This window comes from Solibacillus sp. R5-41, assembly GCF_002736105.1.
GTDB lineage: Bacteria > Bacillota > Bacilli > Bacillales_A > Planococcaceae > Solibacillus.
In genome coordinates, this window is sequence record NZ_CP024123.1 from 1,081,730 (window position 1) to 1,098,613 (window position 16,884).

Here is a 16,884-nt window from a genome sequence, read left to right on the forward strand (position 1 = left end):
AAAATCTGTTCTTCTAATATAGTCGAGCTTGCAACACATGCTGTCTGCCCCCTCTTTTGTAGCAAGTTATTGTCACTTGAAATGATCGGTCGATCATGGCACGAGCAGGTGTAATTCTTAAGTTTAATTTTTCTATTTACAAAATTTTAACAAATATCACCAATCGCATTAACAGTATTTTCTTATACTAAAATGAAAATTACGTATAAATGGGGTATTGTGAAATGCGCTTTCGAAACTTTATAAAAATTAAAGACCGCTTGGTCGTGTTAATGATTGTTTGTATCGTATCTAATGTAATTTTAGCGGTATTTAGCATGGATTATTTAAGAAAAATGGACCAAGAAACAAAATCCATGTACGAGCAGAAGTTATTACTCGTTGATTTGACCTATCAGATGAAGGAACAGCTTGAAAAAACAGGGATCATACCGAACGAGCAATTGCAGCAATTTAAAACAAACACCTTTGATACGAAAATGGAATATTACTTGAATGAATTAAATAAAAATGCATCCAATTCATTATTAGTGGAAATCAATCAATACATCATTTCGCGTGCTTCGAGTCAGCTAATTGCACATGAAAAAGATATTGCGTTCGGCTATCAATTAATACTTTCCATCTCAATCGTGTTGATATTGCTTATTATAATTGTTGGTATTTTGGCAACACGTGCGATCAATAAGCCAACCCGTCAATTAAGAGAGTTGTTTCGGTTAGCGCAGCAAGGAGATTTTACGAACTATGCTACACATGGTGCTAATGATGAACTGGGAGAAACAACGAAATATTATAATTTAATGGTGGATGATATTAAGGAGTTATTAAAAACGGTACGTAAAAATGCCGGATCTGCCACAAAAGCAAATGAGGAACTTGAAAATAATTCCGAGCAAATTACGAAAGTAGCTGTGCAAATTGCAATGAATGCCGAATCAATGGCTAATTCCTTGCAGTATTCTACAATACAGTTGTCCGAAAATGCTGCATCTGTTCAACAAGTGGCATCGGGTATTGATGAAATGTCGAATCGAATGCAGCATATTGAACATTATGTTCGTGAAACAATTTCCACTGCGGTTGAAGGCGAAGGAATGGTACAAAAAAATATTATGCAAATGCAAGAACTAGAACAGGCGATGAAAAAGGCAAGCGCTATAATTTATACGTTAAATGAGCAATCCATACATATTACTAAAGCGGTAGAAATGATTCACGCTGTTGCCGATCAAACGAATTTATTAGCGTTGAATGCATCGATTGAAGCGGCACGGGCAGGTGAGCATGGTCGAGGCTTTGCTGTTGTCGCACATGAGGTGAAAAAATTAGCGAATCAATCAAAAGAGTTTACGAAAGCAATTGCATTCATTGTATCTGAAATTCAGCAGGAAGCGTATGAGGCAACGCGTAGTATGGACGAGGCAATGATGACGGTCGATTGTGGCGTTATTACAACTGAGAAAAGTGCGACTAAATTCCGTGAAATTACACATCAAGTTCAACAAATTGGCCCCCAAATGGAGCAAGTTTCACAAATTATGAATGAAATTGCAAATCATACCCAAGCTGTTGCGCAAAATTCGATGGAGTTAAGCAATCGTTCAGAAGAAAATTTAGCTTCTATGCAATATGTTAAACAACAAATTGCAACGCAAAAGCTTGCAACAAGTGATATTCATAATGAAATTCGTCACATTGCCAAAAATATGCGCACGTTAACACATGCAATTGGTAGGTTTAATATTTAACTTGCTGAAGCAAGTTAAAGTCTCCGGCGGATGTCACGGAATTGAAAAGGAATTCTCTTTATGATTTAGCCTAAGTTCGCCGCATTCATGCGACAACGGCTAACTGACCTGCATCGTGAAGGCCTAAGCACAGAGCCGATTCCGGACGCAATAATACCGAGGCGTAATTGATATAATAACCCAATAATCTAATGTACCTATTACAATTGTCAGAATAATAATAAATTTTGTACTTTTAATAAAATATTGATTGTAGTAAACTAGAGATATTGAATTAAATCATGCATAATTGTTTGCTAATAACGCTGTTTGTCATGGCATTAATTATGTATGTATTTTTTCGTTACTAGATAGAGAGAGATTACTAGTAAAATTAGGTTTTACAGCTGAATGTAAGCGATTGCGTAGATTTATCATGTACTACAACAAAACATCAGTTAGGGGATGAATTTTATGAACAGTCAATTTCAAATTAATGTACCGGAGTGGTTTGTGCTTGATGAATTACATATTCTAGAAACAATAATCAGTCCAACATCAAATAACATGGGGATAATTGTAGCATCGGAAAATTTTGATGCAAAGAAGCGATGTTATCCAACTGTTCGTCTATATATGATTCACTTAGTTGACGATCAATATGAATTAACGAAAGAGCTAGATGCATTTCAATTTCGGTCGGTAGAAGAGGCAAAGCAGTTTGCAACGAAATTACCTAACTTAAATGCGATGGATTTTATTATGATGTTAAATAAAGAAGAACCTGCTTTTTCTATGTAAACGATTTTCCGTACTCTTAATTGGGTGCGTTTTTTTATTTTCAACAATCAAATTAATTTAAAACGTTTTCTACTATTAATATGACTAGCCTTTACAATTGTATTTTGTTAAAGAAACGCTACAATAAAGTATGAAATTGAATTTACTAAAGGAAGTGATTGAATGGCTAGAGGTGTATATATTCACATTCCTTTTTGTCATCAAATTTGTAATTATTGTGACTTTAACAAAGTGTTTTTTAAAAATCAGCCAGTGGATGAATATATAGAAGCGCTTGGACAAGAGATGGAAATGACAGTGGTAGCTAATCCAGATGCTTTTTCAAATGTAGAAACAATCTTTTTAGGTGGTGGCACCCCAACCGCGCTTTCTGCTGCTCAAATTCGTCGTCTCACACAATTAATTGTGAAACATATTCCGATGTCAAACGTAAAAGAGTTTAGTAGTGAAGCAAACCCAGATGAGCTCACTGAGGATAAATTACAGGCCCTCTATGATGGAGGGGTCAATCGGTTAAGTATGGGCGTTCAGTCATTTGACCAATCATTGCTGAAAAAAATTGGACGCACACATACCAATGACCATGTTTATGAAACGGTTGAAAAGGCGAAGCGAGTTGGATTTAGAAATATTAGTATTGATTTAATGTATGGTTTACCAGGTCAAACACTGGAACAGTGGCAACATACGTTAGAAAAGGCACTTGCATTAAAGCTTCCGCATTATTCCGCTTATTCATTAATTGTAGAGCCGAAAACGATTTTTTATATTCAATATGCAAAAGGGAAGTTAAATCTACCTGCCGAAGATTTAGAGGCAGAAATGTACGGTGTATTAATGGATACGATGCAAGCGCATGGACTTCATCAATATGAAATAAGTAATTTTGCACATGAAGGCTTTCTTTCTACGCATAATAAAATTTATTGGGACAATGATGAATATGCCGGTTTTGGAGCAGGTGCGCATGGTTATTTGCAAGGCGTACGATATTCGAATGTTGCACCGATTAAAAAGTATATCGACATCCTGCAATCCGGAAAGCGACCATTGCTTAATGAACATGTTGTGACGCTAGATGAAAAAATGGAAGAGCAAATGTTTTTAGGGCTACGAAAAACAAATGGTGTATCGCATGAAGAATTTGAAAGTAAATTTTCGAAACCGATGTCTACCTATTACAAAGAAATTATATCGGAGCTTGTAGAACAACAATTAGTGCTAGCGGATGACTTAGGAATTCGCTTGACGAGAAAAGGTCGATTTTTAGGCAATGAAGTTTTCCAACGCTTTTTACTAGGCGAGTAAATTTTATTATTAAAATGAATCGATTTCGTTGACATCATTCCAGAGATTTGCTAATTTATATAATATATTAGCACTCTTCTTGTGCGAGTGCTAACAGAGGTGATAAAGATGTTAACAAATCGGCAGTTACAAATATTACAAGTAATCGTAGATGATTTTGTGATGTCTGCTCAGCCTGTTGGTTCGCGTCAGTTAGCTAAAAAAGAAGGAATTACTTATAGTGCAGCTACGATTCGAAATGAAATGGCGGACCTGGAGGAATTAGGTTTTTTAGAAAAAACGCATACATCGTCTGGGAGAGTCCCATCTGAACAAGGTTACCGATTTTATGTAGATCATTTACTAAAACCTCAAGTTATTTCAGGAAATGATGTCGAACAAATTCATTCGCTATTTGAAAAACAAATGTTCGAAGCTGAAAAGGTGATACGAGAGTCCGCTAATATTTTGTCGGAATTAACTACGTATACAACGATTTTGCTCGGACCAGATGTAAAAAAGCATCGCGTGAAAAAAGTCCAAATTGTTCCATTGACGGAACAAACAGCAGTTGCCATTATCGTAACGGACAATGGGCATGTTGAAAATAGAGTATTACCGTTACCATCAGGATTCAGTCCTTCAGAAATAGAGAAAATGGTGAACATTTTAAATGATCGCCTTGTTGGTGTGCCGCTTCATGATTTTCAGATGAAATTGGAAACAGAAGCGTTATCGATTTTAAAACAGCATGTCAATGCAGCAGAATCTATTATTCAGTCTTTAGTATCTATTTCTGCTGGTCAGTCTGAAGGAAAAGTGTATTATGGTGGTAAATCCAATATGTTAAATCAACCTGAGTTCCACGATTTAAATAAAGTACGAATGCTAATGGATTTAATTGATAAGAAAAGTCAAATGCATACATTATTTAATCAGCAGCAATCGGGTATTCAAATTCGTATTGGCTCAGAAAATAATCATTTGGCGATGGAAAACTGTAGTGTAATTACCGCTTCATTTTTATTGGATGAAGAGCAGCAAGGGGCTATTGCTATTATTGGTCCGACGCGCATGGATTATAAGCGTGTAGTCACTTTGCTTGAAGTGATGCGCAACGGTTTATCGCAAGCCTTTATGAAAGGCACACATGATAAGCTTTAAGGAGGATTACAAGTGACGGAAACAACAAAGACAAACGAAGAACTTGAACAAACAACAAATGAGGAAGCAACATCAGAGGCAGTTGAAACTGAAGAAGTTGTTGTCGATGAAAAAGAAGTAAAAATTCAAGAGTTGACGGCAAAATTAGCAGATGAGGAAGCGCGTTACATTCGCTTACGTGCAGATTATGATAACTTACTTCGTCGCGGTCGATTAGATCGAGAAGCAGCTGAAAAATATCGTGCACAGTCGATTTTAACAGAACTTTTACCTGTTTTAGATAATTTGGATCGCGCGCTTCAAGTAGAAGTAACTACAGAGGAAGCGACGGCTCTATATAAAGGTGTAGATATGGTGTATCAGCAGCTTTTATCTGCGACACAAAACGAAGGCTTACAAGTGATTGCAGCAGAAGGTGAACTATTCGACCCGAACTTGCACCAAGCGGTTATGCAAGAGCAAGATAGCGAAAAAGAAGCAGGCATTATTTTACGTGAGTTGCAAAAAGGATATAGCTTAAAAGATCGTATACTACGCCCATCAATGGTATCAGTAAACGAATAATAATAATAAGCTTGCCATGCTTCGTCTAAAGTATGGCATCCTAGCAAGTTCATTATCATGATTAAACACAATTTTAATGTGTTTCAATATTAGGAGGAAGAATGAAATATGAGCAAAATTATCGGTATTGACTTAGGAACAACAAACTCATGTGTATCAGTTTTAGAAGGCGGAGAACCAAAAGTAATTCCAAATCCAGAAGGTAACCGTACTTCTCCATCAGTTGTTGCATTCAAAAATGGTGAAAAACAGGTGGGTGAAGTAGCAAAGCGTCAAGCGGTGACAAACCCAAACACAATCATCTCAATTAAATCAAAAATGGGTACGAATGAAAAAGTGACAGTTGAAGATAAAGACTATACGCCTCAAGAAGTATCAGCAATGATTTTACAATACTTAAAAGGCTACGCGGAAGAATATCTTGGTGAGCAAGTAACGAAAGCTGTTATTACAGTTCCAGCTTACTTCAATGATGCACAACGTCAAGCAACAAAAGATGCTGGTAAAATTGCAGGTCTTGAAGTAGAACGTATTATTAACGAACCAACTGCAGCAGCGCTTGCTTACGGTTTAGATCAACAAGATATCGACCAAAAAATCTTAGTATTCGATTTAGGTGGCGGTACATTTGACGTATCAATCCTTGAGTTAGCTGACGGTGTTTTCGAAGTATTAGCAACAGCAGGTGACAATAAACTTGGTGGTGACGACTTCGACCAAAAAATCATGAATTTCTTAGTAGAAGAATTCAAAAAAGAAAACGGCATTGACTTAGCAAAAGATAAAATGGCAATGCAACGTTTAAAAGATGCAGCTGAAAAAGCGAAAAAAGATTTATCAGGTGTCACTTCATCTCAAGTGTCATTACCATTCATCACTGCAGGAGCAGATGGTCCACTTCACTTAGAAGTAACATTAACGCGTGCGAAATTTGATGAATTAACACATGATTTAGTAGAACGTACAATCGTTCCAACTCGTCAAGCATTATCAGATGCAGGTCTATCAGCTTCTGAATTAGATAAAGTGATTTTAGTTGGTGGTTCTACTCGTATTCCAGCGGTAGTTGAAGCAATCAAAAAAGCAACAGGTCATGAGCCACATAAAGGCGTAAACCCAGACGAAGTAGTGGCAATGGGTGCTGCTGTACAAGGTGGCGTACTTGCAGGTGATGTGCAAGGCGTATTATTACTAGATGTAACACCATTATCACTTGGTATCGAAACAATGGGCGGTGTAATGACAAAATTAATCGACCGTAACACAACGATTCCGACATCAAAATCACAAGTATTCTCAACTGCAGCGGATAACCAACCAGCAGTAGACATTCACGTATTACAGGGTGAGCGTTCAATGTCAGCGGACAACAAAACATTAGGTCGCTTCCAATTATCAGATATCCCAGCAGCACCACGTGGAATTCCACAAATCGAAGTAACATTTGATATTGATGCAAATGGTATCGTATCTGTTAAAGCAAAAGATCTTGGTACACAAAAAGAGCAAACAATTGTTATCCAATCTGACTCTGGTTTAACTGATGAAGATATCGAGCGCATGGTAAAAGATGCTGAAGCAAATGCAGATGCAGATGCAAAACGTAAAGAAGAAGCAGATCTTCGCAACGAAGCAGACCAATTAGTGTTCCAAGTGGACAAAACAATTACAGACTTAGGTGAACAAATTACAGAGGACGAAAAGAAATCTGTAGAAGATGCTCGTGATGAACTAAAAGCAGCACTTGAAAATGGTGAACTTGAAGGCATCAAAGCTTCTAAAGAAAAATTAGAAGGCGTATTACAACCATTAGTAATGAAAGTCTATGAGCAAGCAGCGGCAGCAGCACAAGCGGCTCAAGGCGGTGCAGAAGGTGCTGACTTTGGCGGCGCGGATGCAGGCAAAAAAGATGATGGTATCGTAGACGCTGACTTTGAAGAAGTAAAAGACGATAAATAATAGTTTCATTTTCAAGGCCAAAGACCGCTTGCGGCTTTGGCTTTTTCTAAGTGATGGGTACAGTAATGATTAGACGAATAAGTTGAACATAGGAAACTATCTTAATATTAGAATGAAAATCTAAATAAGAATTCCGCCGCCTCCCATGGTAGCAGCGCCCTCGATGCAGAAAGTTTCAGTAGGGAAAACTAATACAGGGGGGAACTCAGGATAAAATCGCCACGTCCTGTGGCAACGCCTGAGTGACCAACAACGTGCTGGCCCGGCCTTGCACAAAGCTATGTTGCTCATGTGCTTAGCTATCCTAATAAGGTCATACTCTTTCAGAATTCATTATAGAAAGCTTACATTTACAGGTAGGATTCTTTAGTTCAATGTATATTGATAAAATAGACTTAAAAAAAACGAATGGTGTAGCAAAATGTATACATCATTTTTTTAACATGTTAAAATAGACGTTATGTAAAAAGAGCGGAGTGTGAATAATGAGTAAGCGTGATTACTATGAAGTGCTTGGCATAGCAAAAAGTGCAAGCAAAGATGAAATAAAAAAAGCTTATCGTAAATTATCGAAACAATATCACCCGGACATTAATAAAGAACCAGGTGCTGATGAAAAATTCAAAGAAGTAGCAGAAGCGTATGAAGTCCTTTTTGATGAACAAAAACGTGCGCGCTATGATCAATTTGGACATGAAGATCCAAATGCTGGATTTGGCGGTGGAGGAGCTGGTGGTTTCGGCGGCTTCGAAGATATTTTCAGTTCATTCTTTGGTGGTGGCGGACGTCGTCAAGATCCAAACGCGCCTCGCAAAGGGGACGACTTACAATATCGCATGAACATTACGTTTGAAGAGGCTGTATTCGGAAAAGAAACAGAAATTGAAATTCCGACAGAAGAATCATGTGGAACTTGTCATGGCTCAGGTGCAAAACCAGGAACAACGCCACAATCATGTTCGCAATGTAACGGCGCTGGTCAAATTAACCAAGCGGTGGATACGCCATTTGGTCGCATGATGAATAAACGTTCATGCCCAAGCTGTCGCGGTCAAGGGAAAATCATCGTAGATAAATGTTCAACATGTCGTGGTGCAGGTCAAGTAACGAAAAAGAAAAAAATTAAAATTACGATTCCAGCAGGTGTGGATGATGGACAACAACTACGCGTGTCAGGCCAAGGAGAAGCCGGCTTTAACGGCGGTCCATCTGGTGATTTATATATCGTATTCTCGGTTCGTAAGCATGAGTTTTACGAGCGTGACGGCGACGATATTATGTATGAACTAAAATTAACATTCCCACAAGCGGCATTAGGTGACGAAATTGAAGTACCGACAATTCACGGAAAAGTGAAATTAAAAATTCCAGTTGGTACACAATCAGGAGCGCAATTCCGATTAAAGGATAAAGGTGTTAAAAATGTACATGGCTATGGAACAGGGCATCAATATGTTATCGTCAATGTAGTCACACCAACGAAATTAACGGAAAAGCAGAAACAATTATTGCGTGAGTTTGCCGAAATTAGTGGCGACATTCCAGAAGAACAAGGAAGCTCACTATTCGATAAAATTAAGAAAAAAATAAAAGGCGATTAATAAGGGAGTGGATTGTAAGTGAAGTGGACGGAACTTTCGATATTAACGACACATGAAGCAGTTGATGCAGTAACGAACATTCTACATGAAGCAGGCGCAAATGGCGTGGTTATAGAAGATTCAAAAGAATTAGATAAAGAAAGAATCGACAAATTTGGCGAGATTTATGCCTTAAACCCACAGGACTTTCCAAAGACTGGTGTCATTTTAAAAGCATACTTGTCTGCATCAAGTTTCCTATCTGAAACAGTGGAAGAAATCAAACTTGCAATAGCCAACCTTGTTAATTTTGATATTAATATTGGTGAAAATGTTTTAACACTATGCGAAATTGATGAGGAAGACTGGTCAACAGCATGGAAGCAATATTATCACCCGGTAAAAATTTCAGAGCGATTTACAATTGTGCCAACTTGGGAAGATTATACACCAGTGAGTACAGATGAATTAATTATCGAATTAGATCCAGGCATGGCATTCGGAACAGGAACGCATCCTACTACAGTTATGTGTTTACAAGCGCTTGAAGAGGTTGTTCAACAGGGCAATACCGTTGTTGATGTTGGAACGGGTTCAGGTGTCCTTTCAATCGGAGCAGCAATGCTTGGTGCGAAAAGTGTGCATGCTCTAGATTTAGATGAAGTGGCAGTTACCGCTGCACGTGAAAATATTTCCTTAAATAAAGTGGATTCAGTTGTTGAAGTATTCCACGGTAATTTACTTGATACGGTAAAAGAACCAGCGGATATCGTAGTAGCCAATATTTTAGCCGAAATTATTATGTCATTTACGGATGATGCTTATTCGATTGTAAAACCAGGTGGACTTTATGTGACATCCGGTATTATCGGTGCGAAAAAAGAAGATGTAAAAGAAGCGCTTGAAAATTCAGGCTTCATCATTGAAGAAGTATTGATGATGGAAGATTGGGTAGCGATTATTTCACGCCGCCCATAATAAAACAAAACAACAGCTGCATTTTACGCGGCTGTTGTTTTTGTCTAAATAAGGATTAATTGAAAAAGAGGGAAAATTAGATGCAACGTTATTTTGTAGAACAGCCAGCAAATGACCAAAAGGAGTTTACGATTAGTGGTGATAATGCGCGTCATATAAGTAAAGTAATGCGCATGACGATTGGGGATCAAATTATCATTGTTCAGAATAATGTTGCCCATATATGCGAAATTACATCACTTGAGGTGGATGTTATTGTTTGTCAAACAGGACAAACGATTCCATCTCCAGAAATGCCGATTCAAGTCGACATTGCGTGTGGATTACCAAAAGGTGATAAATTAGAGCTCATAACGCAAAAAGGGACCGAGCTTGGTATGCATGCACTTCTACCATTTGCAGCGGAACGCTCGATTGTAAAATGGGATGAAAAAAAGGGCAAGAAAAATCAAGAGCGTTTACAAAAGATTGCACAGGAAGCAGCAGAGCAATCGCATCGAACGCTTGTACCGTTAATCGAATTCCCTATTAGCTTTAAACAACTTTTACAAAAAATTAAAGAGTACGATGCGGTTTTTATTGCCGATGAAGAAGATGCGAAATTAGCAGAACGCACAAAGTTTTCGGATAAGCTCAAGAAATTGTCTAAAAATAATTCAACGAAAATATTATGTATATTTGGTCCGGAAGGCGGTATTTCACGTCAAGAAAGTGCGGCATTGATCGCTTCTGGCGCACAAACGATGTCACTCGGCCCCCGTATTTTACGTGCAGAAACGGCCCCGTTATATGCACTTTCTGCCATTTCTTATGAATTTGAATGAGTGAGGCACACAATAAATTCATAAAACTTCATAGAATAGCGTTGGATGCTAGGTTATGTTTTTAATGTTGTAAACAAAAGCGCTACCTGAACAGGGAGGTGCTTTTGTTGTGTGTACAAAAAACTTAAAAATTATTGATTTCAAAAGGTTTATGTTATGATAAATGACGTATGGAAAAAAATAAATTCACTAAGTTTATATCAAATATTAAGAAACAAAGTGCAATATCGAAAGGTTGATTCTTATGCAAGAAAAAAGCGTCCGCACCGTGAGTCTATATACTTTAGGTTGTAAAGTTAATCACTATGAAACTGAAGCGATTTGGCAGCTATTTAAAGACCAAGGTTATGATCGCGTTGAGTTCAATCATCAATCAGATGTGTATATTATTAATACTTGTACAGTAACAAATACAGGTGATAAAAAATCTCGTCAAGTAATCCGTCGTGCTATTCGTCAAAATCCGAATGCGGTTATTTGCGTTACAGGCTGTTATGCGCAAACTTCACCAGCAGAAATTATGGCTATTCCAGGTGTTGATATTGTTGTTGGTACACAAGATCGAGAAAAACTGCTTGGTTATATAGAGCAATACCGTGAAGAACGTCAGCCGATTAACGCGGTACGCAATATTATGAAAAATCGCGTTTATGAGGAATTAGATGTTCCCGCTTTTACAGACCGTACACGTGCCTCTCTTAAAATTCAAGAAGGTTGCAATAACTTCTGTACGTTTTGTATTATTCCTTGGGCGCGTGGTTTAATGCGTTCTCGTGATCCGGAAGAAGTTATTCGTCAAGCACAGCAATTAGTCGATGCTGGGTATTTAGAAATCGTCTTAACGGGTATTCACACTGGTGGATATGGACAAGACTTCAAAGATTATAATTTAGCACAGTTATTACGTGATTTAGAATCACAAGTAAAAGGTTTAAAACGTTTACGTATTTCTTCTATTGAAGCCTCTCAATTAACAGATGAGGTCATTGAAGTATTACAAAACTCTGAAATTGTAGTGAACCATTTACACATTCCGATTCAATCGGGCTCGGATACGGTGCTAAAGCGTATGCGTCGTAAATATACAATGGAGTTTTTCGCAGAGCGCTTAGAGAAATTAAAAGTGGCGTTACCTGATTTAGCCGTTACTTCAGATGTTATTGTTGGATTCCCAGGTGAAACAGAAGAAGAATTTATGGAAACGTATAACTTTATTCGGGATCATAAGTTTTCTGAATTACATGTGTTCCCATTCTCACAACGTACAGGAACACCAGCTGCACGAATGGAAGATCAAGTAGATGAAGAAGTGAAAAATGAACGTGTACACCGTTTAATTGCGTTAAATGATCAATTGGCAAAAGAATACGCAGCACGCTTTGAAGAAGAAGTATTGGAAGTTATTCCCGAAGAACGCTTTAAAGAAGGCGCTAATGAAAATTTATACGTAGGTTATACAACGAACTACTTGAAAATAATTTTTGAAGGTTCAGAACAGTTGATTGGTAAACTTACGAAGGTAAAAATTACAAAAGCGGGCTATCCATATAACGAAGGACAATTTGTGCGAATAATGGAAGAACAAGCACAATAAAAGAAAGCAATGTAAACTGGAAAAAATTCTAGCATTACATTGCTTTTTGATTGATCTCGATTTGGATTTATCGATTTGAAATATACCGTCCATCGCGATGAATATGAACTATGTAATACGGATAAAATAATTGAACTATGCTTTGCGGAAGGTGAAAACGGAAAGTTATCTGACAATTTCCGTATAGGTAATTACATGCTATGATGGAGAGGTACGGACAACTTAATTAAACGTAAAGGGAGCTATTTATCATGACTCAAAATTATGCAAAAATGATTGATCATACACTACTTAAGGCAGAAGCAACAGTGGAGCAGTTTCAGAAAATTTGTGATGAGGCAAAACAATATTTTTTTGCATCTGTATGTGTAAATCCTACATGGGTAAAATTTTGTGCAGAGCAATTAGCTGGCACTGATGTAAAAGTATGTACAGTTATTGGTTTCCCATTAGGTGCATCCACTTCAGCTGTGAAAGCGTATGAAACGAAAGATGCCATTGCAAATGGAGCAGGCGAAATTGATATGGTTATTAATATCGGAGCGTTAAAAGATGGTCAATTTAATGTTGTTTTGGAAGATATTAAAGCGGTAGTAAATGCGGCAAACGGCACTTTAGTAAAAGTAATTATTGAAGCATGTTTATTAACGGATGAAGAAAAAGTTAAAGCGTGTGAATTAGCAGTTGAAGCGGGCGCCGATTTTGTAAAAACTTCTACAGGTTTTTCAACTGGTGGTGCGACGGCTGAAGATATTGCATTAATGCGTAAAACAGTAGGTCCAACAATTGGTGTCAAAGCTTCAGGAGGCGTTCGTAGCCTGGAAGATATGAAGACAATGATTGACAATGGTGCGACACGTATCGGTGCTTCGTCAGGTGTTGCGATTATGAATGGTTTAACATCACAATCGAACTATTAAAATCTATTGTTTTTGTTGACTCTTGTATAATGTTACGATATACTACTTTAGTACACATTAACTAATAGCTAATGTTTGTATTGACGTGTGTTCGGAGGGAGGGAAAGAGAGATGTCAAAAACTGTCGTTCGCAAAAACGAATCGCTTGAAGATGCTCTTCGTCGCTTCAAACGTACTGTATCAAAATCAGGTACAATTCAAGAAGTTAGAAAGCGCGAATTCTACGAAAAACCTAGCGTAAAACGTAAAAAGAAATCAGAAGCTGCACGTAAACGTAAGTGGTAATTTCCCTGTAAATCCCTACGTTCATAACACGCAATTTTCAGATTGAACTGAGCAGACAAATGATATAACCCACAAATTTCGATTTGTGGGTTATTTGCGTTATATGGAAATAAATTGATGGTAAGTATTCTTTATTTTCAAATAAAGGGTATTTTATACATAAAAGAGAATATAATTTATGGTTGGTGGGGAGTAGCGCAAAATTGAAAAGTGGAAAAAATACCACGAGGATTAATTTTGTGAAAAATAACTTGAAAAATTTGAAACCTATTACAAAGTCATCCGTATTACAACTATACATATTTTTTAGAAATGAGGTGACATGATGAAACGTACAAAAGGGTTCAGTTGGATATTTCTAATAGTCCTTTCATTTCTTTTAATAGTCCCTTCTATGACGGCGTTTGCGAACGGTAAAGTGTATGAAATCACCATTGAGGATGAAGTGGAAAAAGGCTTGTACCAATATTTGAAGCGCGGTTTTGCGGAAGCGGAGCAAAACAATGCGAAGGCGATCCTATTAGAAATACATACACCGGGCGGATTTGTCGATGCCGCAACGGATATAGGGAAGTTAATGGATGAAACACAACTTCCGATTATTGCCTTTATTAATTCGAAAGCGCATTCAGCCGGAGCTTTTATCGCACTTCATGCAGATCAGATTTATATGTCTCCCAATGCTACAATGGGTGCAGCGGCAGTAATTGATTCGGCTGGAAATGCTGCCGATGAGAAAGCCAATAGTGCTTGGTTGGCACAAATGGCTTCTGCAGCGGAAAGTTCTGGGCGAAATCCCCAATATGCAATTGCGATGGCTGATAAAAACATCGACTTAGCTGAGTATCGGGCCCCCGTAGGAAAACTATTAACCCTAACAGCCGAAGATGCAAAGGAAGTTGGGTATTCAGAGGGAACGGCAAGTACGATTCAAGAAGTAATGAAGATGGCCAATTTAGGAGACAGTGAAATTGTTAAGGTTGACCCAACTTTCTCAGAAAAGCTTGCCAGAATCATTACGAATCCAGTTGTCGTACCAATTTTATTATCTATTGCGAGTATCGGGCTAGTTGTTGAACTGTACTCACCTGGTTTTGGAGTGCCTGGTATTATGGGCTTGACTTCACTAGGGCTGTTTTTCTTCGGACACACAGTTGCTGGATTTGCAGGCTATGAAACGATTATTGTCTTTGTTGTTGGCCTCATATTGCTGTTGGCGGAGTTTATCGTTCCAGGTGGAATTGTAGGTATTATTGGAGGGATCCTCATTCTAGGTAGTTTACTTTTCTCAGGAGCAAGCTTCGTCCATATGGCGTACTCAATTATAATCGCAATGATAGTTGCGGTAGTAGGGATGGTGATTCTTATGAAATTCTTTGGCAAAAGGCTGCATATATTTAATAGACTTATTTTAAAGGATGCGACGAAAACAGAGGATGGTTATGTGTCGAATATGAATCGAATTGAACTGATTGGGAAAGTTGGTCAGTCATTAACGCCTCTACGTCCTGCCGGTACAATTTTGCAAGACCAAGAGCGGATCGATGTCGTGACAGAAGGCAGTTACATTGATGCGGGGAAAAATGTTGAGATTATTAAAGTAGAAGGCTCGCGCATTGTCGTGAGAGAAAAAAATGAAAAAGGTGGAGAAGTTAAATGATGATTGATGCAGCAGCAATTTCATTAATAATTGCAATCGTGGTTACTTTCGTAATTTTAGCCGTGTTCTTCACATTTGTTCCGGTTGCACTATGGATTAGTGCTCTGGCAGCAGGTGTAAAAGTAAGTATTTTCACACTAATTGGGATGCGATTACGTCGCGTAATTCCATCACGAATTGTGAACCCGTTAATTAAAGCTCATAAAGCTGGTATTGAAGTACAAATTAACCAATTAGAGTCCCATTATTTAGCTGGTGGTAATGTCGACCGCGTAGTAAATGCATTAATTGCAGCACACCGCGCAAATATCGAATTAACTTTTGAACGTGCAGCGGCAATTGATTTAGCTGGACGTGACGTATTAGAAGCTGTACAAATGTCAGTAAATCCAAAAGTAATTGAAACACCATTTATTGCAGGGGTTGCGATGAATGGTATTGAAGTAAAAGCAAAAGCGCGTATTACCGTACGTGCCAATCTAGACCGCTTAGTTGGTGGTGCGGGTGAAGAAACAATTGTAGCTCGTGTTGGTGAAGGGATTGTATCGACACTTGGTTCAAGCGTATCGCATTCAAAAGTGTTAGAAAATCCAGATTTGATTTCTCAAACGGTTCTTTCAAAAGGTTTAGATTCTGGGACGGCATTTGAAATCTTATCAATTGATATTGCAGACGTTGATATCGGTAAAAACATTGGTGCCGAGCTTCAAATTGAGCAAGCTCAAGCAGATAAAAATATTGCACAAGCAAAAGCTGAGGAACGTCGTGCAATGGCCGTAGCTAATGAGCAAGAAATGGTTGCGAAAGTGCAAGAAATGAAAGCAAAAGTAGTAGAAGCAGAAGCGGAAGTTCCGATGGCGATTGCGGAAGCATTACGTTCAGGTAACTTTGGCATTATGGATTATATGAATTACAAAAATATTCAAGCCGATACTTCAATGCGTGAATCCATTTCAAAAGCATCGAATGATAAGCCAGATCCAACAAATAAATAACCGAGGAAGGGAGTGATCACTAAATGGAAGGTATCATCATTATGATTGTCATGTTTGTGTTAAGTTCTTTATTTACAAAAGGCAAAGCAGAAGATAAAAAGAAGCAAACAAAGCCAATGCCACCATTTAGCAATCAATCGGCTCCTCGACCACGTGAAGAGGTTCGTCCTAGAAGGGTAGAAACGAAACAACCGAAATCTCTAGAAGACTTTGCCAATGAAGTTTTCGGTCAATTAAATGACAAACGAAAACCGGAGCTAAAGCCAATTGAAAAACCTGCTAAAATAGAGGTTGAATTGCCAAAAACAAGGCCTGCACGGGAAATTGTAGAGCGAAATTCGGAATCCAAGGAAGTGCCAAAAAGTAATCGTGGCATGCAAGAACGTCCAATCATACAAATGATTAAGCAACAAGAAGCAAATCAATTAAAGATTGTTCCATCAAATCAAAAAGAATTGATGCAAGCAATTATTATGACTGAAATATTAGGCCCACCAAAGGCAAAACAAAGATAAATCAAACCATCTTACTTCACAAGTATTG

15 protein-coding genes are annotated in these 16,884 nt (G+C 38.0%); all 15 read left to right on the forward strand.

Going from position 1 to position 16,884, the window contains the following annotated elements:
* Window positions 1-224 precede the first annotated feature (224 nt).
* The 15 genes from CSE16_RS04990 (at window position 225) to CSE16_RS05060 (ending at window position 16,856) form a co-directional block, all read left to right on the forward strand.
* A complete protein-coding gene (locus tag CSE16_RS04990) occupies window positions 225-1,751 on the forward strand; it encodes a methyl-accepting chemotaxis protein (protein ID WP_099422879.1) in 1,527 nt (508 codons plus the stop codon).
* A 453-nt stretch (window positions 1,752-2,204) separates the two neighbouring features.
* Window positions 2,205-2,531, forward strand: a complete 327-nt coding sequence (locus CSE16_RS04995) for a geranylgeranyl pyrophosphate synthase (RefSeq protein WP_099422880.1) — start codon at window positions 2,205-2,207, stop codon at window positions 2,529-2,531.
* 162 nt (window positions 2,532-2,693) lie between these two features.
* Window positions 2,694-3,839, forward strand: a complete 1,146-nt coding sequence (gene hemW, locus CSE16_RS05000; protein ID WP_099422881.1) for a radical SAM family heme chaperone HemW — start codon at window positions 2,694-2,696, stop codon at window positions 3,837-3,839.
* A 108-nt stretch (window positions 3,840-3,947) separates the two neighbouring features.
* Window positions 3,948-4,982 carry a heat-inducible transcriptional repressor HrcA gene (gene hrcA, locus CSE16_RS05005; RefSeq protein ID WP_099422882.1) on the forward strand — a complete coding sequence of 345 codons (1,035 nt, stop codon included), beginning with the start codon at window positions 3,948-3,950 and terminating at the stop codon, window positions 4,980-4,982.
* A gap of 12 nt (window positions 4,983-4,994) precedes the next feature.
* Window positions 4,995-5,546 carry a nucleotide exchange factor GrpE gene (grpE, locus tag CSE16_RS05010; RefSeq protein WP_099422883.1) on the forward strand — a complete coding sequence of 184 codons (552 nt, stop codon included), beginning with the start codon at window positions 4,995-4,997 and terminating at the stop codon, window positions 5,544-5,546.
* Between the two features lie 108 nt (window positions 5,547-5,654).
* Window positions 5,655-7,505, forward strand: a complete 1,851-nt coding sequence (gene dnaK, locus CSE16_RS05015) for a molecular chaperone DnaK (protein ID WP_099422884.1) — start codon at window positions 5,655-5,657, stop codon at window positions 7,503-7,505.
* Between the two features lie 485 nt (window positions 7,506-7,990).
* On the forward strand, window positions 7,991-9,106 hold the full coding sequence (gene dnaJ / locus CSE16_RS05020; RefSeq protein WP_099422885.1) for a molecular chaperone DnaJ: 1,116 nt from the start codon (window positions 7,991-7,993) through the stop codon (window positions 9,104-9,106).
* Window positions 9,107-9,124: 18 nt separating this feature from the next.
* Window positions 9,125-10,063: a 50S ribosomal protein L11 methyltransferase gene (gene prmA / locus CSE16_RS05025; RefSeq protein ID WP_099422886.1), complete on the forward strand. Its 939-nt coding sequence runs from the start codon at window positions 9,125-9,127 to the stop codon at window positions 10,061-10,063.
* Between the two features lie 80 nt (window positions 10,064-10,143).
* Window positions 10,144-10,887: a 16S rRNA (uracil(1498)-N(3))-methyltransferase gene (locus tag CSE16_RS05030; RefSeq protein ID WP_099422887.1), complete on the forward strand. Its 744-nt coding sequence runs from the start codon at window positions 10,144-10,146 to the stop codon at window positions 10,885-10,887.
* Between the two features lie 244 nt (window positions 10,888-11,131).
* Complete coding sequence (mtaB, locus tag CSE16_RS05035; protein ID WP_099422888.1) at window positions 11,132-12,481, forward strand: tRNA (N(6)-L-threonylcarbamoyladenosine(37)-C(2))-methylthiotransferase MtaB; 1,350 nt, start codon at window positions 11,132-11,134, stop codon at window positions 12,479-12,481.
* Window positions 12,482-12,732: 251 nt separating this feature from the next.
* On the forward strand, window positions 12,733-13,401 hold the full coding sequence (gene deoC, locus CSE16_RS05040; protein WP_099422889.1) for a deoxyribose-phosphate aldolase: 669 nt from the start codon (window positions 12,733-12,735) through the stop codon (window positions 13,399-13,401).
* 111 nt (window positions 13,402-13,512) lie between these two features.
* Window positions 13,513-13,686 (forward strand): 30S ribosomal protein S21, encoded by a 174-nt coding sequence (rpsU, locus tag CSE16_RS05045; protein WP_004227078.1) that lies wholly within the window; start codon window positions 13,513-13,515, stop codon window positions 13,684-13,686.
* Window positions 13,687-14,011: 325 nt separating this feature from the next.
* Window positions 14,012-15,346 carry an NfeD family protein gene (locus CSE16_RS05050; protein ID WP_099422890.1) on the forward strand — a complete coding sequence of 445 codons (1,335 nt, stop codon included), beginning with the start codon at window positions 14,012-14,014 and terminating at the stop codon, window positions 15,344-15,346.
* On the forward strand, window positions 15,343-16,341 hold the full coding sequence (gene floA / locus CSE16_RS05055; protein ID WP_099422891.1) for a flotillin-like protein FloA: 999 nt from the start codon (window positions 15,343-15,345) through the stop codon (window positions 16,339-16,341). Before CSE16_RS05050 ends, floA begins: the two co-directional genes overlap by 4 nt.
* A 23-nt stretch (window positions 16,342-16,364) precedes the next feature.
* The gene (locus CSE16_RS05060) at window positions 16,365-16,856 is read left to right on the forward strand and encodes a hypothetical protein (RefSeq protein WP_099422892.1); all 492 of its coding nucleotides are present in this window, start codon (window positions 16,365-16,367) and stop codon (window positions 16,854-16,856) included.
* Window positions 16,857-16,884 lie beyond the last annotated feature (28 nt).